Source organism: Treponema parvum (assembly GCF_017893965.1).
Lineage (GTDB): Bacteria > Spirochaetota > Spirochaetia > Treponematales > Treponemataceae > Treponema_D > Treponema_D parvum.
In genome coordinates, this window is the sequence record NZ_CP054142.1 from 1,203,053 (window position 1) to 1,220,872 (window position 17,820).

The window sequence follows — 17,820 nt, forward strand, 5'->3', positions numbered from 1 at the left end:
GTTCATACCGGAATGTAAACAAATTTTCGCTCGCCGGCGCTTTTAACAATCCGTCAAAAGCGCGTTTTAACCGGCGCGCAAAAAGGGCGGTGCGGGCAGGCGGGAATGCTATGCCTACGCGCCGCAGTCTATTTTAATTATTAAAAACCGCTTCCCTCTACAGTGCTTGAAAAACCTATCCCGTCAAACGAGTAAACGTTTTCGAAGCTTTCTCTTTCAAGATCCACTACGACTACGCGGTCTTTTTGCACCATAGTGCCTTTGCCCGAATCTTTTTTGTTTTCGTAAATTGAGCCGTCGTCCGCTATCCATATCTTCTTTGATTTTAAAGCGAGTATTTTCTGCGGCCCGAAAAAGCCCTTGTTTTCATCTCTAGGCCACTGCCCGTAAAAGTCATGGAGAGATTCAAAAACAAGGGGACCGATCAATTCATCCGCCCATCCCAAGGCGCCTGCTTTGCCGAAATCTTTGTCGCGGGAGGGCGTACCGTTAATGGGATCCAATTTAACTTTTAAAAGCGCGCCTGAGGATACATAATTACTCTCATCCGTGGGTTTATATTTATTGGATTCGGAGGTATAAGAAAACAGTATGTACATATCGTTTTCATGTATGCGCACGTCCGTAACCTTAGGTGATCCTATAGTATCATCAAGAGGAATTGGCATAAGAGATGCGGGATCGTCCGGATCATCCTGTATTTCAATTTCTGAGACAACCTCAAGCCCGTAGCCGCCGGTTCCGAGCGGGATTGGTGGCGACTGCTGCTCAGCTTTTACCTCTAACTCGCCATGATGTTTCCGAGTAATTTTATAAGTGTTGATGAAAATTAGGTTAGTTTTATCATCATATTCTACCGTATACAAAAACCTTGAACCTTCCGTTTCCGTGGTAAGTTTTAACCTTGAAACTGCAATAAATACGTTGCCTGATAAATCTAGCTTTCCGTTAATTAATCTTGCTACCAATTTTCCGTGATTATTTGGATCAGGAGAATCACAAAAATACAGTCTGCCGCTGTTGACCATAAATAAGATATTATCCTCGGAACAGTAAATATAACTTATAGATCCTGACGGTAAGTTGTCTATTTTATTCCCCAATCCAACGGGATTGTATCCTGACGCGGCGGACAAAAAGCTGTCACGGGTATATAAATTTCTTGACGCGTCAAATTCCATTACATTCGGCGATTTAGAAACAGGGCTCAACGGACTGTACTGCGGCAAAGACGCTGTGTCTGCGATGTATACACTCATATTGTTGCCAGGGATTGTACAATCCCACAGAACAATCGGCGGTGGAGGCGTATACATGGGAAAGGCCGCATTCGTGGTTTTTCCCGCTGAAACTTTGATTTCAGTTCTGCCGGAAGCAAGCGGGTTCACATGATCATAGTCGTTGTAGGCGTAGCCGTATCCGCTTATTGTATAGGTTCCTTCTTCGAGATCCGAAAACGTCACTGACGATCCTCCAAAGGCGATTTTCTCCTCTACAAAGTTGTCTTTGCTTAATGTTATGACATATGTGTTAATAACATTCACATTTACCGCAAGCCTTGAAGCTCCGTCGGCGCTCCTTTCCGCTTGGGGCGAAGATTGGGGCAAAACAACTCTTAAAGACCCTTTTCCCGAGCTGTTTTCAATTCCGAGGGCCTGAAACAAATTGCTGCACGATGTAAAAAGCAAAAAAACGGCCGATACAAAAACCGTAACAAGAGCGAGCTTTTTCATAAAAACCTCCAAACAATGTTTTACGCCTTTACGCCTTGCAAAGAACATTAAAACAGCGCCCACCGCCAAACCAAGGCGCGGACAAAGGCTTTTTATCGGTATGCTAATAAATTATAAACCGGATTCAATTTTTTTTCAATTTTTTATTATCGACAACAAGCGATAAAGAAATACAATTCAGGTATACGAAACATCTTGCGGCAGAGCGCGGCTCATCGTCAGCTGTCGCCGCCTTGTGTTCCGCCGTTTTTTCGCGCCCGTACGGTTCCGGCGCGGTTGTCTGCGCTGCCGCCCGCGCAAACTCATGTTGCACAGCCATGTTGCAAAACTTGAGTTTATGCCGTTTTTTCGCTATCATTCGGTTATGAAAAAGTTTATTTTTTTGTTCGGAATTCTGTCGCTTTTGTTTTATTCCTGCGCAAAAAACGAAAAAGGCGCAAAAAATGCAAAAGATACGGAAAACAAAAAAAATACGCCGTCCGTCGTGCGGATAAATATAAGTTCGGAACCGGACAGCCTTGATCCGTGGCAGTCCGCCGCCGCCGATACCGTGTCTGTGTTTTCAAATGTTTTTGAAGGACTTTTGCGCTCGTCGCCTTCAGGCGAACTGCTTCCCTGCATCGCAAGCGATTTCAATATTTCCGAAGATAAACTTACGTATACGTTCAACCTTAAAAAAAACGTAGTGTTTCATAACGGGCAAAAACTGACGGCCCGCGACGTCTTATACAGCTACAATCGTTTTTCGGGGCTTGACGGTAAAAAACCTGTTTCAAATAAATTTACTTCTGTGCGCGCCGTTTCCGCATCCGACGACTACACGTTTAAGGTCGAGCTTTTCAGGCCTGACGCGTCGTTTTTAGCCCTGTGCAGGAGTGCAATATTGCCCGAAGGGTATACGGCTCAAGCGGAAAAACCTGTAGGAACGGGACCTTTCAGATTTGTTTCGTACGTTCCGGGTCAAAAAATCGTTTTTGAAAAGAACGATTTGTATTACGATGAAAGAAAACCTAAGGTAGACAGGGTGGAAGTCTACATAATGACAAACCCCGCTTCCGTGATTTCTGCCCTTCGCTCAGGTCAACTCGACATTGCGTATTTTATCAACGGCGACGATGCAAAACTTTTTAGTTCCGATTACAATATTTTTTCTTGCGCTCAAAACATGGTTCAGCTTTTGGCTTTAAATAATGAATACGGCCCGTTTAAAGATCTTCGCGTAAGACAGGCGTTGAATTATGCGATTAACAAAAAGGATATTATAGACGGAGTATGGGCGGGCTTTGCGGACGAGCTTTACACGAATTTCAGCCCGGCTTTTAAAATTTACTACAACGACGCTCTTTCGTCCTGCTATAATTTTGACGTTGAAAAAGCCAAAGCGCTTTTAAAAGAAGCGGGATATGCCGACGGTTTTGATTTGACTATAACCGTTCCGTCAAATTACGAACCTCATGTGCGCGCCGCTGAAATAATCGTAAGCCAGCTTGCGAGAGTTAATATACGCGCGAATATACGGATGACGGAATGGGCTTCATGGCTTGACAGGGTTTACGGCAAAGCCCTGTATGAGGCTACCGTCATCGCCTTTCAAGGCAAGATCGAACCTAACGATATTCTTGCACGCTACGAGTCTGAAAACAAGCGCAATTTTATAAGGTTTAAGAATCTCGATTTCGATAAAACTCTGGCTTCCGCTCTTATTGAAACCGATCTTGAAAAACGTATTTCCATGTATAAGGAATGCCAAAAGATCATGACTGAAAACGCCGCTTCCGTTTTTATCTGCGATCCGAGTTTGATCGTAGCTTCACGAAAAGATCTTCACGGATACACGTTTTACCCCTTTACGTTTATTGATTTTTCCGTCTGGTATTATGAATAGGCGAGGAACGTAATTGCTTTACTACTTTAGAAAAGCGGCCGGTTTTTTGACGACGGTCTTTCTTATTTCAGTGATTACCTTTGCCGTGTTTCAAGTGTTGCCGGGCGATCCCGCAGCGGCCATTTTAGGAGTGGACGCCGATCCCGTTCAGCTTGAAAATTTGCGCGCTTCAATGAACTTGGAGTATTCCGCGCCCGTTCGTTATTTTCTATGGATAAAAAATTTGCTTAAAGGAGATATGGGGCAGTCTTTTAGGTATCAAAAAAGCGTAAATGCGATAGTTTTCGGCGCTTTTACCGTTACATTCCAGCTTTCTCTTTTAGTATTGATAATCACTGCAGCCGTGGGAATACCGGCGGGGATATGGCTTGCCGCTCACGACAAAAAGAAATTTTCTTTTCCCGTAAGCGTTTTGGCGCAGTTGGGAGTTTCCGTTCCTGCATTTTGCGCCGCAGTCTTTTTTATTGTCGTATTTTCAGTAAAGTTAAAGATTTTTCCTTCCATGGGATACGTGCCTTTTTCTGAAAATCCCGTCGCCTGTCTTAAATCGCTTTTTTTGCCTTCGATTTCGCTTGCATTCGGGAGCGCTTCGATATTGGTACGTTACATGCGCTCAAGCGTGCTTGCCCAGCTCGGCAAAGACTATGTGCGCACTGCGCGCAGCAAGGGCATGGGAGAAAGAGCCGTCCTTGTCAATCATGTTCTACGCAATTCGCTTATTCCCGTTATAACCGTTTTGGGAATGCTCGTTTCGGAAATTTTAGGCGGAAGCATTATAGTCGAAAATATTTTTTCTCTTCCGGGAATAGGGCGGATGCTCGCTTCGTCCATATATTCCAGAGACTTTCCTCTAATACAGGGATTGGTGCTGTACCTTTCGATCGTCGTAGTTTTATGTAATTTTTTTATTGACATACTGTACTCGATTATCGATCCGCGCATACGATTGAGGGGTTTTAAAGAATGAAGGCGATTTTTTCCGACATAAAAATCATAGCAGGCGCATTCATAGTCGCTTTTCTTTTTACCTTTATGATCATAGGTTTGTTTTATCTTCCTTACGATCCTAACGGCGTAGACATAGCAAAAAAACTGAGTTTTTTTTCGGCAAAACACATTTTGGGAACGGACGGTCTTGGACGCGACATTGCATGCAGAATATCAGTTTCGCTTAGAATTTCTTTTTTTATAGGATTTACGGCTTCCGGCGCGGGACTTGTTTTTGGAACGGCGATAGGCGCCGCCGGAGGATTTTTCGGAGGAAAGGCCGACGCCGTGACGAGCAAATTCATAGACTTGCTCATGGCCTTTCCCGGAATTTTGCTTGCGCTCATGCTTGTCGCGGTTTTGGGCAATGGGCTTTGCAACACCGTTTTGGCCCTCAGCATAATGAACCTTCCTCGTTTTGCACGCATTTCGAGAAGCGGTTTTATAAAATATCGCGATTCCGCCTTAGTTCTTGCGGAAAGAGCGCGGGGAGCTTCACCTTTTCGCATAATTTTTATGCACATATTGCCGAATATTTACGCCGAATTGCTTATCACATATTCTTTGAGTTTTGCCGTTTCGATCATGAACGAAGCGGGATTAAGTTATCTGGGGCTTGGAGTTGAGCCGCCGTACGCGAGCTTCGGAAAGATGCTAAGCGACGCACAGAATTTTATTTTTTCAGCTCCTTGGTTGATAATAATCCCTGCCGTTTTTTTAGTCCTTCTCGTGACGGGTTTTACTCTTATAAGCGACGGAATAACTTCCGTGCGGGAAGCGCACAGATGAGTTTTGAAAAGATCCTCGATGTAAAAGATTTTTCGCTTTCATTTATGATGAGAGGCCGCAAGGCTTACGCCGTAAAAAACATTTCTCTTGAAGTCTTTAAGGGAGAAATAGCAGCTCTCGTAGGGGAGTCCGGCTGCGGAAAAACCGTGACGGCTTTAAGCTGTATGGGGCTGCAGCCCGAAGACGCGGTGATAAGCGGGAAAATAGAACTTGCGGGCAGGGACGTGCTTTCGTTTTCACGAAAACAGTGGAATTCTTTTCGCGGAAAAAATGTTTCAATGATTTTTCAAGAGCCTATGACGTCTCTCAACCCCTTGGTAAAGGTAGGGCGGCAGATCGCAGAAGCGGGAATCGTTCACGGTTTTGACAAAGCGTCTGCAAAAAAAAAGGCGCTTCAACTCATGGAAGAAGTAAACCTGTCTGGCGCAAAAAACATGTACGACGATTATCCGTTCATGCTTTCCGGTGGACAGCGTCAACGTATTATGATAGCCTCTGCCTTGATGAACGAACCCGAGCTTCTCATTGCCGACGAACCGACTTCCGCGCTTGATGCGACTACTCAGCTGCAGATAATGAAGGCGCTTTGCAAGATAAACGAAGAATTTAAAACTTCCATCTTATTTATATCCCATGACATTGCTCTTGTAAAAAAATTCTGTACGCGGGTTTACATAATGTACGCAGGCTCTATTCTCGAATGCGGCGGCACAAAAGATGTGCTTGAAAATCCCGTACACCCTTACACAAAGGCTCTTTTAAAAGCTCTGCCTTCTGCCGAAAAAAGAAATACCGAATTGTCGCTGATACAGGGTTGTGTGCCTCCCATAGATTTCAGGCCGGAAGATTATTCGTATCTGTATGAAAGGTGGCCGTCTGCAAAGTATGTGTGCTATCGCAGAGGTTCCGTGGCGGCGGGCGCTTGTACTTCTAAGTCTGGAACAGGGGCGGGTATGGGCGTTCACAAGGCGTACTGTCATCTTCACAATGTTCTTGAGGATGTATGAAAAATAATACGGTTATACGCTGCGAACACCTCCATAAGACCTATGTAAGCCGGTTCGGTAAAAAAAATACGGCCGTAAAAGACGTTTCGCTGTCCATAAATGAAGGAGAAACTTTCGGCCTTGTGGGGGAATCGGGCTGCGGAAAGACGACATTGGGCTACATGCTTCTGGATCTTTTAAAACCCTCAGACGGACGCGTTTTCTTTTACGGAAAAGACACCGCAAAGTTTGACCGAAAGGAGCGCAAAAATTTCAGAAGAAATTGCCAGATTGTTTTTCAGGATCCGTATTCTGCGATCGACGGCAAAAAAAAGCTTTCGTTTCTTATCCGGGAAGGCCTTGATATTCACGGAGTAAATAATACGAAAGAAAAACGCGAAGAACTTGTAGCAAGGATAATGGAGAACGTAGGGCTCGATCCTTTTATGAAAGACAGACGCCCCGAAACCCTTTCCGGCGGGCAGAGGCAAAGGGTAGCGATCGCGCAGGCCTTGGTCTTGAGTCCTAAGTTCGTCGTCTGTGACGAAATCGTTTCGTCGCTGGATGTGTTGATACAGGCTCAGGTTTTGGATCTTCTAAAAAAACTTCAAAAACAGTTTTCTTTGACATATCTGTTTATTTCGCATAATCTGAACGTCGTCTGTTATATGGCCGACCGTATCGCCGTCATGTATAAGGGGGAAATCGTAGAAACTGGTTCCGTCGAACAGATACTAAAAGCTCCGTGTCATCCGTACACGAAAGAGCTTTTTAACTGTGCAAAACTTATAGGCTGATGCGGCGGTGTTTTGTTGAGTTTTAGAGAAAGTTTAAAAGACGCCGCTAAATAGGCGGGGAAGGATAAAATGAGTGAGAATTCAAATGAAAAGTATGTGCGCCCTACGTGGGATGAATACTTTATGGAAGTTTGCCGTGCCGTGGCCAAAAGAGCCACCTGCGACAGAGGTCGTTCCGGCTGCGTCATCGCAAAAGAAAACCGCCTTTTAGTTACCGGTTATGTGGGATCGCCGGCGGGGCTTCCTCATTGCGACGAAGTAGGACATCTCATGCGCAAAGTGCTCCGCTCGGACGGAACGATTTCGCAGCATTGCGTAAGAACGGTGCATGCGGAACAGAACGCAATATGTCAGGCCGCCAAGTGCGGAATCGCCATCGAAGGCGCCACGCTGTATTGCAAGATGACTCCCTGCCGCACCTGCGCCATGCTTATCATAAACTGCGGAATAAAACGCGTCGTATGCGAAAATCATTACCACGACGAAGCGGATTCGCTTGAGATGTTTAAACAAGCCGGAATAGCGGTTGAGCACGTGAACGACACCGTGCAGACTTATAAAAATATGTAGTTCAAAGTTCTATAGGTTTTCGATCAGCCACGACTTGAATTGCTCATAGTCGTTTTCCATTGAAACGGCGTTGTCGGGCAGCCGCAGAACCGCTTCCAGTCTCGAAGGCATGGGGGGCTCTCTTCCTATAGCCTTTTGCACCGTTTCGCCGAATTTTGCAGGGTGAGCGGTCTCCAGAACTATTCCCACGGCTTTTTTCCCCGTCACCGAATTCGCCCAGTCGGGAACGTTCGGCGTAAGTCCCGGAGACTTGTAATCGCCTTTCAGGCCTTCGCAAAGCCTTTTCATCGCTCCGTTTCGTATATCGTCCCAAGCTTTCCATGCGACGGCTCCGTGCGGATCTATTATGTAGCCTGTTTTACGGTTACATTCTCTTATCGCGCTTATTATTCCCTCGTTGTCAAGCCAGTATGAGGCGAACATGTGTCTTATCTGATCGAGCGTATACATGGAAACGATGCGTTCGTAGTTGCTCGGAGCTCCTACGTCCATTGCGTTTGCGTATGTTTCTACGGAAGGGCGCGCATTGTATTTACCCATCGCAATCCAATCGGGCACGGTATGGTTCTCGTTAGTAGCCGCCGTAAAGCCCTCGATGGGAGCGCCCATTTCTCTGGCGATAAGACCCGACGTAAGGTTACCGAAGTTTCCGGACGGAACACAGGTTATTATCGAAGGGTTTTCGATCGTATTGTCATGTCTGGATCTGTTCTTAACGGCGAGAGCGGCGTACATGTAATAAAAGGCTTGCGGCAAAAGCCTTGATATATTTATCGAATTTGCAGAAGAAAGGCGGAGCTTTTTGCGTAGGTCTTCATCCGTAAAGGCCGTCTTTACAAGCTTTTGGCAGTCGTCAAACGTGCCTTTTATCCTTATGGCTCTTACATTCCCCGTGAACGTCGAAAGCTGTTTGTCCTGAAGCGGGCTTATCTTTCCTTCAGGATATAAAATCGTGACGTCTATGCCTTCCACGCCCTGAAAAGCGCTGCCGACGGCGCTTCCCGTGTCTCCTGAAGTCGCCACCAATATGTGAAGGTTCTTATCTTCGTTTCTGTTGAAGTATGCCATTACCCGCGCCATAAAGCGCGCGCCGAAGTCCTTAAACGCGCACGTAGGCCCGTGAGACAGCTCCAGCACATAGGTTACTTGATCTATGGGAACCAGTTTTGAAATAAACGGATACGAGTCCTGTATTATTGCGCTCAATTCGCTGTCGGGAATTTCTTTGTCCACATAGGGTTTAGCCATATTGAACGCTATGTCGCAAAACGAAGGCTCGGATGTCTTATTTAAAAGATCCTTGTCCATCTTGGGATACGAAACTGGAATATACAGCCCGCCCGTCGCGGAATTCATTCCGTTTATGACCGCCGTCTTAAAATCCGCTTTTACAGCCCTGTCTCTGGTATCGGTATAAATCAATTTTTTTTCCTCACATATTGAAAATAATCGCCTGACCGAGTTCTTTTGCAAGAGCGGCTCTTGCGCTGCTTATGACCTTCCACTCGGTAGTGTCCGTCGCGGTTACCGACTTTACGGTAGAATACAGAATGTTTCCGGTTTTGGTATCCATGCAGGAAATATCGGCTTCAAGCGTACAGGAATAAGTCTCATCGTTTTTTTCAATCGGCGACAAATACTTTATCGTACCGTATATGAGATATGAAACGGAATTACCGACTATGTTGTTGACGTGCTTGTAGACTGCCTGCTTATCGTTGAGCATGCTTTTAGGGATATCGAAATTCCCTATGTTGGAAAAGCCTTTGTTCATAAGCTCTTTTAAAAGCAATGACGAAGAAAGCGTGTCCGCAAGAGCGGAGCCTTTGGCGTTGTAGTCCACAAGCCCTATGAGACCTCCTTTTCTTGCCAAATTTGTTCTGACCTTCCACGGAGCCGAAACCCCCAGAGAAGCTGCCGCTTTTATCACTTCTTCATCCGAAGTTTGAACGTACGGTAAAAAGTCCAATCGTGTATTGCATGAAAAAGACGGAGTTTCAGGAATATAAACTGCGATCCCTTCGGCGTCGGTGTTTAGTTCCTCTTCGGAAAAAGAAATATTTCCGTTTTCATTTTTTGAAGGATATCTTACCAGAATAGGAAAATTTTCAACGGGACTCCCGTCGGTCTTTTTAACTTTTACTGAAAAAGGAGTTTTAAAATCCGCACCGTTTATCGTTTGCGCCGGAGACGAATTGATCGATAAGGCGATGTCTTTTGTTTTTTCTTCAAAAAGTTCTTTTTCGGATTTAATGTAGACTACCGCTTCAACCGGGACGGAAATCGTTTCCGTAGGCGTGTCTGGAACGGCGTCGTAAGATTCTACGGCCGTTTTTGAGGTTTTACAGGAACTACCGGCCATAAGTATGATACCGGCTGCAATAAGAATATTTTTTTTCATATTTTATTCCGGAAAGCAGTTTGGAATTTTTATTAAAAATCATTGTATGCCGATTTATCAAAAATCTCAAGCCTATTGTATAAATTCTTTGTTTTTTTTAAACTTGAAAACATGCGGAGCACAAAACTCATAGTCGATCTTAAAAATCTCAGTCATAATTTCAGGACGGTACGTTCTTTAGTAAAAAGAAACGTAAAGATATGTGCAGCTGTAAAAGCGGACGCTTACGGACACGGCGCAGTACGTGTGGCGCAAAAATTGCTCGAAGAAGGTGTCGACTTTCTTGCGGTAGCCGCCGCAGACGAAGGTCTCGAACTCAGATCTGAGGGAATAAATACTCCTATCCTTGTCTTAAGCCTGTGCGCGCCCGGAGAAATCGAGCTTTTGGTGAAAAATAATCTTACGCCTCTCGTTTTCGACTGCGAGTACGTAAATCTTTTTGAACGAGCCGCCGGCAAATTGAAAAAACACGGTTTTCCGGTCCATCTGGCCGTAGATACCGGTATGGGCAGGATAGGCTGTGCGCCTGAAGAAGCCGCTTTTGTAGCGGGTTTTATTAAAAATAAGTGTCTCAATTTAAAATTGGAAGGGATGTGCACACATTTTGCCTCGTCGGACGGGATAGGCAAGGATGACGTTATATATACCGAAAACCAGATAAAAGCGTTCACAAAAGCATGGAAGGCGGTAGCCGATTCGGGAACAGACCCGGGAATAAGGCATTGCGCCAATTCCGCAGCGATTTTTTCTTTACCTGAAACGCATCTTGATATGGTCCGACCGGGGATAGTTTTGTACGGATATTATCCGGGGCAAATAACTAAAGAATATCTTGACAAAAAAGAAATTCATACCGACTTGCGCCCTGTTATGACATTTGAAACGCAGATCGCCGCGTTAAGACATTTTAAAAGCGGAAGTTCCGTTTCATACGGTTATACTTGGACTGCAAGTTCCGAAACCCGCATCGCCATACTTCCCGTGGGTTATGCGGACGGGCTTTTGCGCTGTTTTTCTCCGGGACTGGAAGTCGCCGTCGGGGGAAAACTCTATCCCGTGCGCGGGAGAATATGCATGGATCAGTGTATGATTGAAATCGGTATGAATAATGGCGGCGTCAAGCGCTGGGACAGGGCGGTTATCTTCGGGAGCAGGGAAGAAGGCGCTATTTTGTCTGCGGAAGACGTCGCAAAGATTTCCGGCACTATTTCTTATGAAGTCATGACGGGAATATCAAAGCGCGTCCCGAGAGTTTACCGCTAAAACGTCGGTTTTATTCGCACGGAGATTTCAATGCCTCCCTGAGGCGAGGTCGTCGATTATCTTTTTTACTTCCGCCACAAGATAAAACGAACCTGTCGCAAGCAGGACGGAGCCGTCTTTTTTTGCATCGTCTAAAGCGTTTTTTATCGCTGAAATATGGTCTTCGTTTTCGGTAAATTTAAGACCGGCTTTTTTAAACGCTTCGCGCATGCTTGAAAGATCGGATTGCTTGGCGTTTCCCGGCTTGGTAAGCGTTATTTTTTCAAAGCGGTTTTTAAAAACAAGGGCTATGTCGAAAACGTTTTTGTCAGCCGCGCATGCAAAGAGGAGGTGGGCTCTTCTTTGTTCGAAGACCGAATTAAAAGTGTCGATTGTAAAGCGTATGCTGTTAACGGTATGGGCTCCGTCTAGAACAAGATCTTCGTTCGCTATTTCAAAGCGGCCGGGAAGCCTCGCTTTTTCAAGTCCTCTTTCAATAATACTTTCATCTATGAGCGGGAACAGGGTTTTTATTGTGCAGACCGCGACCTTTGCGTTTTCAAGCTGTACCCGTCCTAAAAGTTGCAAGTCGGCGGATATCGGGCGGCTGAAAAGCGTGGAATCCATGCGGATATTCATCCTTACGGTTTTTGCAGGAGAAGGCGCGGGGGCGGCGGACGCGGTATTGTAGAAAAGTTGTGAACTTGTATACTTTTTTATACGCTCAGGTTCAAGCTTTGGCGCCGAGACGCAGTTTTCGCCGGTCAAATAAGAAAAACCGCATTTGCTCTTGTCCATCATCTCCGAAACGAATTTCAGGGGGGCGCAGTTTTCCGAAGCTTTTTTTCTAAAAACGTTTTCCGCTTCGATATTTTGATCGGCGGATATAACGGGAATTTTGTCTTTTATTATTCCCGCCTTTTCCCCGGCAATTTTTTCGATTGTATCGCCTAAAAATTGTGTGTGTTCAAGCTCAATGGGCGTCAAAACGCAGATATCGGGAACTATGACGTTGGTCGCGTCAAGGCGTCCTCCCATTCCCACTTCAAATACGTTGAAATTCGTATGCGCATGTTTAAAGCATAAAAAAGCGTAGACCGTTACAAGCTCAAACCATGTTACGGGCCGTTTTGTCACAGTTTCAAGTGAATCGCGTAAGTTTACGGAATTGCCGGAACGGGCGATATGTCCGCCGGAGCCGCTTACGTTGCCGCCTGTAATTGTGCTCATTAAGTTTTTAAGCTCGTCAAAGGCAGCTTCGTAGACTTCGTTTTCAAATTTTCCATGTGCGCTTCCTATGCGCTCCGTAAATTCGAGTATGTGAGGGGAAGTGTATAACCCTGTTCGGTATCCCGCTTCTTCCAGTATGGAGCTTATCATTGCGGAAACGGAGCCTTTTCCCTTAGAGCCCGCAATGTGAACGCAGGGGCTTTCGTCTTGCGGATCGCCGAGCTTTCGACACATAAACTTGACGGTATCCAGCCAAAACATATTTTTTTGAGGCAGTTTTTCAAAATTCAGGAACGAATCGAACCATTTTTCAATTTTATCCATATTTGAATTTGACGCATCTGACACAAATATCTCTCCGTATCGCATTTTCAGAGCTGCTTCTAAAACTGCGGTTTTAGAGATTAATTATAGGAATTTGAACTTATAGAGTAAATAAGCCGTATGTGTTATATTTTCAGAAAAATGCGATCAAAAATTAAAATAAGGTAAGAGGCGGGAGGCTTAAATGGCAAAAGAAATAGATTACGGCGCGAACGGCAGCTATGAAGCGGCAGTTGAAAGAAGCAAAAAGCTTGAGGCTGATATTTCCGCGAATCCTAAAAGATACCGTGTTTTGACGGGAGACCGTCCTACAGGACGGCTGCACATAGGGCATTATTTCGGTTCGCTGCAAAACAGGGTTCGCCTTTCCAAACTCGGTATTCCTACGATGATTCTCATAGCCGATTATCAGGTTCTCACGGATCACGACGCTTTTCAGGAAATAGAGCAAAATACGAAACAACTTGTGATCGATTATCTTGCGGCGGGAATTGTTCCCGGCGAAGATGTGATAATTTACCCGCACAGCTATGTTCCCGAATGCAATCAGCTCCTTTTACCCTTTTTGACGCTTGTGTCCAACGCCGAATTAAGCCGAAACCCTACCGTAAAAGAAGAAATTTCGTCGGCAGGGTTAAAGACCGTGAACGAGGGAATGTATACGTATCCCGTGCATCAAGCGTGCGACATATTGTTTTGCAAAGGAAACGTAGTTCCCGTAGGAAAGGATCAGCTTCCTCACTTGGAATTGACAAGGACTATAGCCAGGCGCTTCAACGAAAAATACAGTCCTAAAAATCCCGTTTTTCCCGAACCTCAAGCCTTGCTCAGCAAAACGCCGAGTATTTTGGGACTTGACGGCAGTCAAAAAATGAGCAAGAGCAGGGGGAACGCAATCATGTTGTCCGCGTCCGAAGACGAAACGGCCGCTTTGATAAAAAAGGCAAAGACGGACGCAGAAAGAAACATAACCTATGATCCCGTAAACCGCCCTGAGGTTGCGAATCTTCTAATGCTTATTTCTTTGTGCACAAAAGAAGATCCTTCCGAAATTGCTTCAAGGATAGGAACGGGAGGGGGCGGCGCGCTTAAGAATATGCTCTCCGAAGTTTTGAACGAAGAACTTCGTCCTCTCAGGGCGGAACGAAAAAGACTTGAAGCCGATCCTGCCTATATAAAAAGCGTCCTTGAAGACGGGATAAGACGCGCCAGAGAAATTGCGATAAAGACCCTTGATGAAGTAAGAACGGTCATGAATATGAGAATTTAAGCTGATCTAGTTGTCGTTCCGGTGAATGTTCTGATAATAGCGCTTTGCGATGTTCAAAAGAGTTTCTTTATTGTTTTGAGCAGGATCGTCAAGAACGCTTTCCAGAAGTGAATTCAGGATTTTGCCCATGTCTTTTCCGGAAGGAATTCCCTCGCTCATAAGATCCTGACCGTTTACGGCAAGATCCTTTATTCCCAAAGCCGTGCTTTTTTTTATCTCGTCCGAAATGCGCTCTTTTAATTCCGAAAGGTTTTCTCCGACTACGCTGTCGTGAAGCCTTACCGGCATGTTGTGCATCCCGTAAATATCTGCGAGCCTCAATTCAAAAAGCCTTTCAACGTATTCGGGCTTTACGCGGACTATGAACCTTCGCACTGCGGCGTCGGTCCAGCTGCTTTCATAGTGAAACATGTGCTGCCTTATGAGATGACACACGCTGTCTACGGTTGCGTTCGGAAAGCGAAGTCTCGTAAGAATGTTTTTTGTTATGTCGGCTGAAATCGATTCATGGTTGTAAAAAGTAAAAATTTCACCTTTTTCCGTTTTTTCGGTCTTTTTGGCAAGGGGTTTCCCTACGTCGTGAAACAAGGCTGCAAGCCGCACTGTAAGGTCGTCCTGCGGCGCTCCGTCGCACGCGTAAAAAAGATGATCGAGCACGTCGAAGTCATGAAAGCCCCGTATGTCGCTCTGTTTGCAGCCCCTGCACAGCGCAAGCTCGGGAAAAAACTGTTCCAGCATCTGCGTGATTTCCATAAAAACAAGGCCTATGGAAGGACGCGGAGCGCCGAGCATCTTTATAAATTCATCGCGAAAGCGTTCGATTGAAACGCCTGCAGTCTTTTTTTTTACTTCAGGCAAGGATATCGCTTTAAACGTTTCGTTTTCAATGACAAACCCCAGCTGAGCCGAAAAGCGAAGCGCTCTTACGGGGCGAAGACCGTCTTCCGTAAATCGCGCTACAGGATCGCCTACAGTCCTTATAATCTTTCGTTTTATATCCTGCCGGCCTTTAAACGGGTCTGTTATTTCCTGAGTCGAAAGATTTACCGCTACGGCGTTCATTGTAAAATCCCTGCGGGAAAGGTCTTCATTTATGTCCGAAGTGTAAATAACTTTGTCCGGATGACGCCCATCCGAATAACCTGCGTCGGTTCTGTATGTAGTAACTTCTATCCTGCTGCCCATAAAAAAAACCGTGACGGTTCCGTGTTCTATCCCCGTGGGTATTACTCTGTGAAAAATCGCCATGACTTGTTCTGGCGTTGCGTTTGTGGCTATATCCCAATCCGTAGCATTTTTATGCAGCAAGGTGTCGCGCACAGCTCCGCCCACGAGATAAGCTTCGAACCCCGATTTCGTAAAAAGCTCGTTCATTTTTTTTAATTTATGCGGAATTTTTATGTGCTTGATGATAGGCCTCATATGTGCCAAATTATACTGAAAACTTTGAGGGGGCGTCTATGCATATAGTTGTTTTTACAGGGGGCGGCTTTCCTTTGCCTGAAACGACCGAAAATTACTGGAAAAGCACATCCTGTCCCGATTATGTCGTCGCGGCCGATTCCGGCTTATGCGCTTGTGAAGCCTACGCCGAATTTTGGAAGGAAGAATACGATTTTTCACCCGATGTCATACTCGGAGACATGGACAGTCTTCCTTCGGCTGAAAAAAGGCTAAAAAAGTATCCTTCGGAAAAAATTATTTTGCATGATCCGTATAAAGATTATACGGACACTGAACTGGCCCTTGAACATGCGCATTCGTATGCAAAACGATCAAAAGAACATAAATTTATCACCCTTGTGGGAGGAAACGGCGGACGTTTGGATCACCTTCTCGGAATTTTAGATTTGTTTGCAACCGAATTGCGCCCTTCGGTTTGGCTTTGCGGATCCCAAGCGGTATGGTTTTCGCCGGAGGGAAGCCGATTTGACGTTTCAGGCGTATCTCCCAAAGATCCTATTTCCATAGCCAGGGTAAACGGAAGTTCCGGAAGCGGAGGCAAAATAAATTCTTCAGGCCTTGAATGGGAGAGCGGGTGTTTTAGAAATAAAGGGATGCCGAGCATAAGCAACAGGATTTCAAAAAAAAATTATAAAGAAGGCATGCCTGTAAAACTCAGCGTGATCGAAGGAATTTTTCTTTTGATATTTCCCGTTACGGCGCTTGTTTCTGCGGTAATTAGTGGAACTGCCTAAAAGCAGCCGATTAACGTATGCTCTCACGCGTACGAAAGACCCCGCTTTAGCTAAGTTTTTTGACAAGTCCTTGATACTACATTCCCCCCGAAATAAAATTTATTGTTCTCGTCCAAAAAGCCGTAAACAGAGCCGCAAATGAAAATAAGATCATGACAGCTGCGTAAACGATAAACAGGATCTTTTTTTTGCCGGTATGTTTAAAAATATAAAAAAAAGATTCGGCTGCGCCGCAGATTGAAAAGAAAAACAAAGCAACGGCCGTAAATGCGCTTAAACGCAGAAGAAGGAGCTGGCTTGAATCCAAAAAAAATTGATAATTTCCCGTAATATAAAACAATAAGATTGCAGTCAGAAGCAAAAGAAAAAAAAGAACACATCGTCTTGTCAGTCTGAAAAGAAGAGGAAGCCGCTGTTCGTTATTTTTCATATTATCCATAATCTTTAAGTCTTTTTGCGCCTTGCGGATAATTTAGGTTAAATATATACTACAAGACAGCATTCAGACAGGTCAAGGCGCAGTGCAAAATAAGTTTTATCGCACAAGCTGCCTTACCGTTTTTATTTGAGGAAAAAATGAAAACATTTTCAAGGATATTCATATTTGTGTTTGTTTTGGCTCTTGCGGGAACCGTGTTTTATTTCGGCTGGGTTCAATACAGGGTGCGCCCCGACACTTGCGGAGTTTTAATTTCAAAAACGGGCGGAATACGTGAAAAACCTATAAAACCGGGTGTTTTTTCATGGACTTGGGAAACGCTGCTGCCCACCAATACCGAAATTCGTATCTTTTCGCTTTCGCCTTATACGGTTTCAAAGCCGATCGAAGGCGAATTGCCTTCCGCCGAGATATATTCGATGCAGATCAAGCAGGATCCCGATTTTTCATATTCTTTTAATTTTAAAATATCGCTGCGTTTTTTGCCCGACGGTGTTGTCTCTGCGGTAAAAAGTAACAACGCTATGTCGGACGGAGATCTGTCGGCCATGCTCGACTCGATCGCCTCTGAAATGGCAGAAACGGCTGCTCGAGCACTCATGGAGGCGGCCGAAAAAAAAGAAGGGTTTACGTCACTTGAAGCCGGAAATTTCGATTTTAAAGGTATGCTCGAAGACCTCGCCCTTAAAAATCAAGTCGAAATATCGGCCTTTGTGCTTGAAAACTCTAAAATACCCGATATGAATATGTACTCTTTAGCGCGGGAATCTTTTTATGAATACCGAAAGTCGGTGGATAAGGAACTGGTATTGTCCGCAAAAAAAGAAGCCGAAGAAATTTCCAAGGACGACCGCAACATACGCCGTCTTGAGCGGCTGGGAGAACTGTTCCGTAAATACCCTGAACTGTTGGACATAGTTAAAAACGGCGCTTCTTTGGAATCTCTGCCGCAGCTTTAGGACTTTAGGA

16 protein-coding genes are annotated in these 17,820 nt (G+C 45.1%); 10 read left to right on the forward strand and 6 right to left on the reverse strand.

What is annotated here, in order from left to right; genetic code table 11:
• Nucleotides 1-140: 140 nt before the first annotated feature.
• A complete protein-coding gene (locus HRQ91_RS05260; RefSeq protein ID WP_210120583.1) occupies nucleotides 141-1,733 on the reverse strand; it encodes a hypothetical protein in 1,593 nt (530 codons plus the stop codon).
• Nucleotides 1,734-2,097: 364 nt separating this feature from the next.
• Here HRQ91_RS05260 and HRQ91_RS05265 point away from each other — a divergent pair, with 364 nt between their 5' ends.
• The 6 genes from HRQ91_RS05265 to HRQ91_RS05290 all read left to right on the forward strand — a co-directional run bounded on the left by HRQ91_RS05265 (nucleotide 2,098) and on the right by HRQ91_RS05290 (nucleotide 7,747).
• On the forward strand, nucleotides 2,098-3,618 hold the full coding sequence (locus tag HRQ91_RS05265) for an ABC transporter substrate-binding protein (RefSeq protein WP_210120584.1): 1,521 nt from the start codon (nucleotides 2,098-2,100) through the stop codon (nucleotides 3,616-3,618).
• Between the two features lie 13 nt (nucleotides 3,619-3,631).
• Complete coding sequence (locus HRQ91_RS05270) at nucleotides 3,632-4,585, forward strand: ABC transporter permease (protein WP_210120585.1); 954 nt, start codon at nucleotides 3,632-3,634, stop codon at nucleotides 4,583-4,585.
• Nucleotides 4,582-5,394, forward strand: coding sequence for an ABC transporter permease (locus HRQ91_RS05275; RefSeq protein ID WP_210120586.1), 813 nt, complete (start codon nucleotides 4,582-4,584; stop codon nucleotides 5,392-5,394). Before HRQ91_RS05270 ends, HRQ91_RS05275 begins: the two co-directional genes overlap by 4 nt.
• On the forward strand, nucleotides 5,391-6,401 hold the full coding sequence (locus tag HRQ91_RS05280) for an ABC transporter ATP-binding protein (RefSeq protein ID WP_210120587.1): 1,011 nt from the start codon (nucleotides 5,391-5,393) through the stop codon (nucleotides 6,399-6,401). Before HRQ91_RS05275 ends, HRQ91_RS05280 begins: the two co-directional genes overlap by 4 nt.
• On the forward strand, nucleotides 6,398-7,177 hold the full coding sequence (locus tag HRQ91_RS05285) for an ABC transporter ATP-binding protein (RefSeq protein WP_210120588.1): 780 nt from the start codon (nucleotides 6,398-6,400) through the stop codon (nucleotides 7,175-7,177). The genes HRQ91_RS05280 and HRQ91_RS05285 overlap by 4 nt, the downstream gene beginning before the upstream one ends.
• 69 nt (nucleotides 7,178-7,246) lie before the next feature.
• Nucleotides 7,247-7,747, forward strand: coding sequence for a deoxycytidylate deaminase (locus tag HRQ91_RS05290; protein ID WP_210120589.1), 501 nt, complete (start codon nucleotides 7,247-7,249; stop codon nucleotides 7,745-7,747).
• Nucleotides 7,748-7,756: 9 nt separating this feature from the next.
• Here the strand turns inward: HRQ91_RS05290 and thrC are convergent, their stop codons facing one another.
• Nucleotides 7,757-9,169 (reverse strand): threonine synthase, encoded by a 1,413-nt coding sequence (gene thrC, locus HRQ91_RS05295; RefSeq protein WP_210120590.1) that lies wholly within the window; start codon nucleotides 9,167-9,169, stop codon nucleotides 7,757-7,759.
• Between the two features lie 10 nt (nucleotides 9,170-9,179).
• Nucleotides 9,180-10,148: a hypothetical protein gene (locus HRQ91_RS05300; RefSeq protein ID WP_210120591.1), complete on the reverse strand. Its 969-nt coding sequence runs from the start codon at nucleotides 10,146-10,148 to the stop codon at nucleotides 9,180-9,182.
• Between the two features lie 111 nt (nucleotides 10,149-10,259).
• On the opposite strand from HRQ91_RS05300, the gene alr reads away from it, so the two are divergent.
• Complete coding sequence (gene alr / locus HRQ91_RS05305; RefSeq protein WP_210120592.1) at nucleotides 10,260-11,411, forward strand: alanine racemase; 1,152 nt, start codon at nucleotides 10,260-10,262, stop codon at nucleotides 11,409-11,411.
• Nucleotides 11,412-11,438: 27 nt separating this feature from the next.
• Here alr and HRQ91_RS05310 read toward each other — a convergent pair whose 3' ends face one another.
• Nucleotides 11,439-12,968 carry a bifunctional folylpolyglutamate synthase/dihydrofolate synthase gene (locus tag HRQ91_RS05310; protein ID WP_246473292.1) on the reverse strand — a complete coding sequence of 510 codons (1,530 nt, stop codon included), beginning with the start codon at nucleotides 12,966-12,968 and terminating at the stop codon, nucleotides 11,439-11,441.
• A gap of 160 nt (nucleotides 12,969-13,128) precedes the next feature.
• On the opposite strand from HRQ91_RS05310, the gene trpS reads away from it, so the two are divergent.
• Nucleotides 13,129-14,214: a tryptophan--tRNA ligase gene (trpS, locus tag HRQ91_RS05315; RefSeq protein ID WP_210120594.1), complete on the forward strand. Its 1,086-nt coding sequence runs from the start codon at nucleotides 13,129-13,131 to the stop codon at nucleotides 14,212-14,214.
• Nucleotides 14,215-14,220: 6 nt separating this feature from the next.
• Here trpS and HRQ91_RS05320 read toward each other — a convergent pair whose 3' ends face one another.
• Nucleotides 14,221-15,636, reverse strand: coding sequence for a CCA tRNA nucleotidyltransferase (locus HRQ91_RS05320; protein ID WP_210120595.1), 1,416 nt, complete (start codon nucleotides 15,634-15,636; stop codon nucleotides 14,221-14,223).
• A 38-nt stretch (nucleotides 15,637-15,674) separates the two neighbouring features.
• Here HRQ91_RS05320 and HRQ91_RS05325 point away from each other — a divergent pair, with 38 nt between their 5' ends.
• Complete coding sequence (locus HRQ91_RS05325) at nucleotides 15,675-16,412, forward strand: thiamine diphosphokinase (protein ID WP_210120596.1); 738 nt, start codon at nucleotides 15,675-15,677, stop codon at nucleotides 16,410-16,412.
• Nucleotides 16,413-16,488: 76 nt separating this feature from the next.
• Here the strand turns inward: HRQ91_RS05325 and HRQ91_RS05330 are convergent, their stop codons facing one another.
• Nucleotides 16,489-16,842, reverse strand: a complete 354-nt coding sequence (locus tag HRQ91_RS05330; RefSeq protein ID WP_210120597.1) for a hypothetical protein — start codon at nucleotides 16,840-16,842, stop codon at nucleotides 16,489-16,491.
• A gap of 146 nt (nucleotides 16,843-16,988) precedes the next feature.
• Between HRQ91_RS05330 and HRQ91_RS05335 the strand changes: the two genes are divergently transcribed.
• Entirely contained in the window at nucleotides 16,989-17,810 is an 822-nt protein-coding gene (locus HRQ91_RS05335) for a hypothetical protein (RefSeq protein WP_210120598.1), read from the forward strand.
• Nucleotides 17,811-17,820: the final 10 nt, after the last annotated feature.

What these genes read in the sequence shown, in the direction of transcription:
- trpS (WP_210120594.1), top strand. Translation starts at nt 13,129, where the DNA reads ATGGCAAAAGAAATAGATTACGGCGCGAACGGCAGCTATGAAGCGGCA.
- HRQ91_RS05280 (WP_210120587.1), top strand. Translation starts at nt 5,391, where the DNA reads ATGAGTTTTGAAAAGATCCTCGATGTAAAAGATTTTTCGCTTTCATTT.
- HRQ91_RS05275 (WP_210120586.1), top strand. Translation starts at nt 4,582, where the DNA reads ATGAAGGCGATTTTTTCCGACATAAAAATCATAGCAGGCGCATTCATA.
- HRQ91_RS05320 (WP_210120595.1), bottom strand. Translation starts at nt 15,636, where the DNA reads ATGAGGCCTATCATCAAGCACATAAAAATTCCGCATAAATTAAAAAAA.
- HRQ91_RS05290 (WP_210120589.1), top strand. Translation starts at nt 7,247, where the DNA reads ATGAGTGAGAATTCAAATGAAAAGTATGTGCGCCCTACGTGGGATGAA.
- HRQ91_RS05285 (WP_210120588.1), top strand. Translation starts at nt 6,398, where the DNA reads ATGAAAAATAATACGGTTATACGCTGCGAACACCTCCATAAGACCTAT.
- HRQ91_RS05325 (WP_210120596.1), top strand. Translation starts at nt 15,675, where the DNA reads ATGCATATAGTTGTTTTTACAGGGGGCGGCTTTCCTTTGCCTGAAACG.
- HRQ91_RS05265 (WP_210120584.1), top strand. Translation starts at nt 2,098, where the DNA reads ATGAAAAAGTTTATTTTTTTGTTCGGAATTCTGTCGCTTTTGTTTTAT.
- alr (WP_210120592.1), top strand. Translation starts at nt 10,260, where the DNA reads ATGCGGAGCACAAAACTCATAGTCGATCTTAAAAATCTCAGTCATAAT.
- HRQ91_RS05330 (WP_210120597.1), bottom strand. Translation starts at nt 16,842, where the DNA reads ATGAAAAATAACGAACAGCGGCTTCCTCTTCTTTTCAGACTGACAAGA.
- HRQ91_RS05300 (WP_210120591.1), bottom strand. Translation starts at nt 10,148, where the DNA reads ATGAAAAAAAATATTCTTATTGCAGCCGGTATCATACTTATGGCCGGT.
- HRQ91_RS05335 (WP_210120598.1), top strand. Translation starts at nt 16,989, where the DNA reads ATGAAAACATTTTCAAGGATATTCATATTTGTGTTTGTTTTGGCTCTT.
- HRQ91_RS05260 (WP_210120583.1), bottom strand. Translation starts at nt 1,733, where the DNA reads ATGAAAAAGCTCGCTCTTGTTACGGTTTTTGTATCGGCCGTTTTTTTG.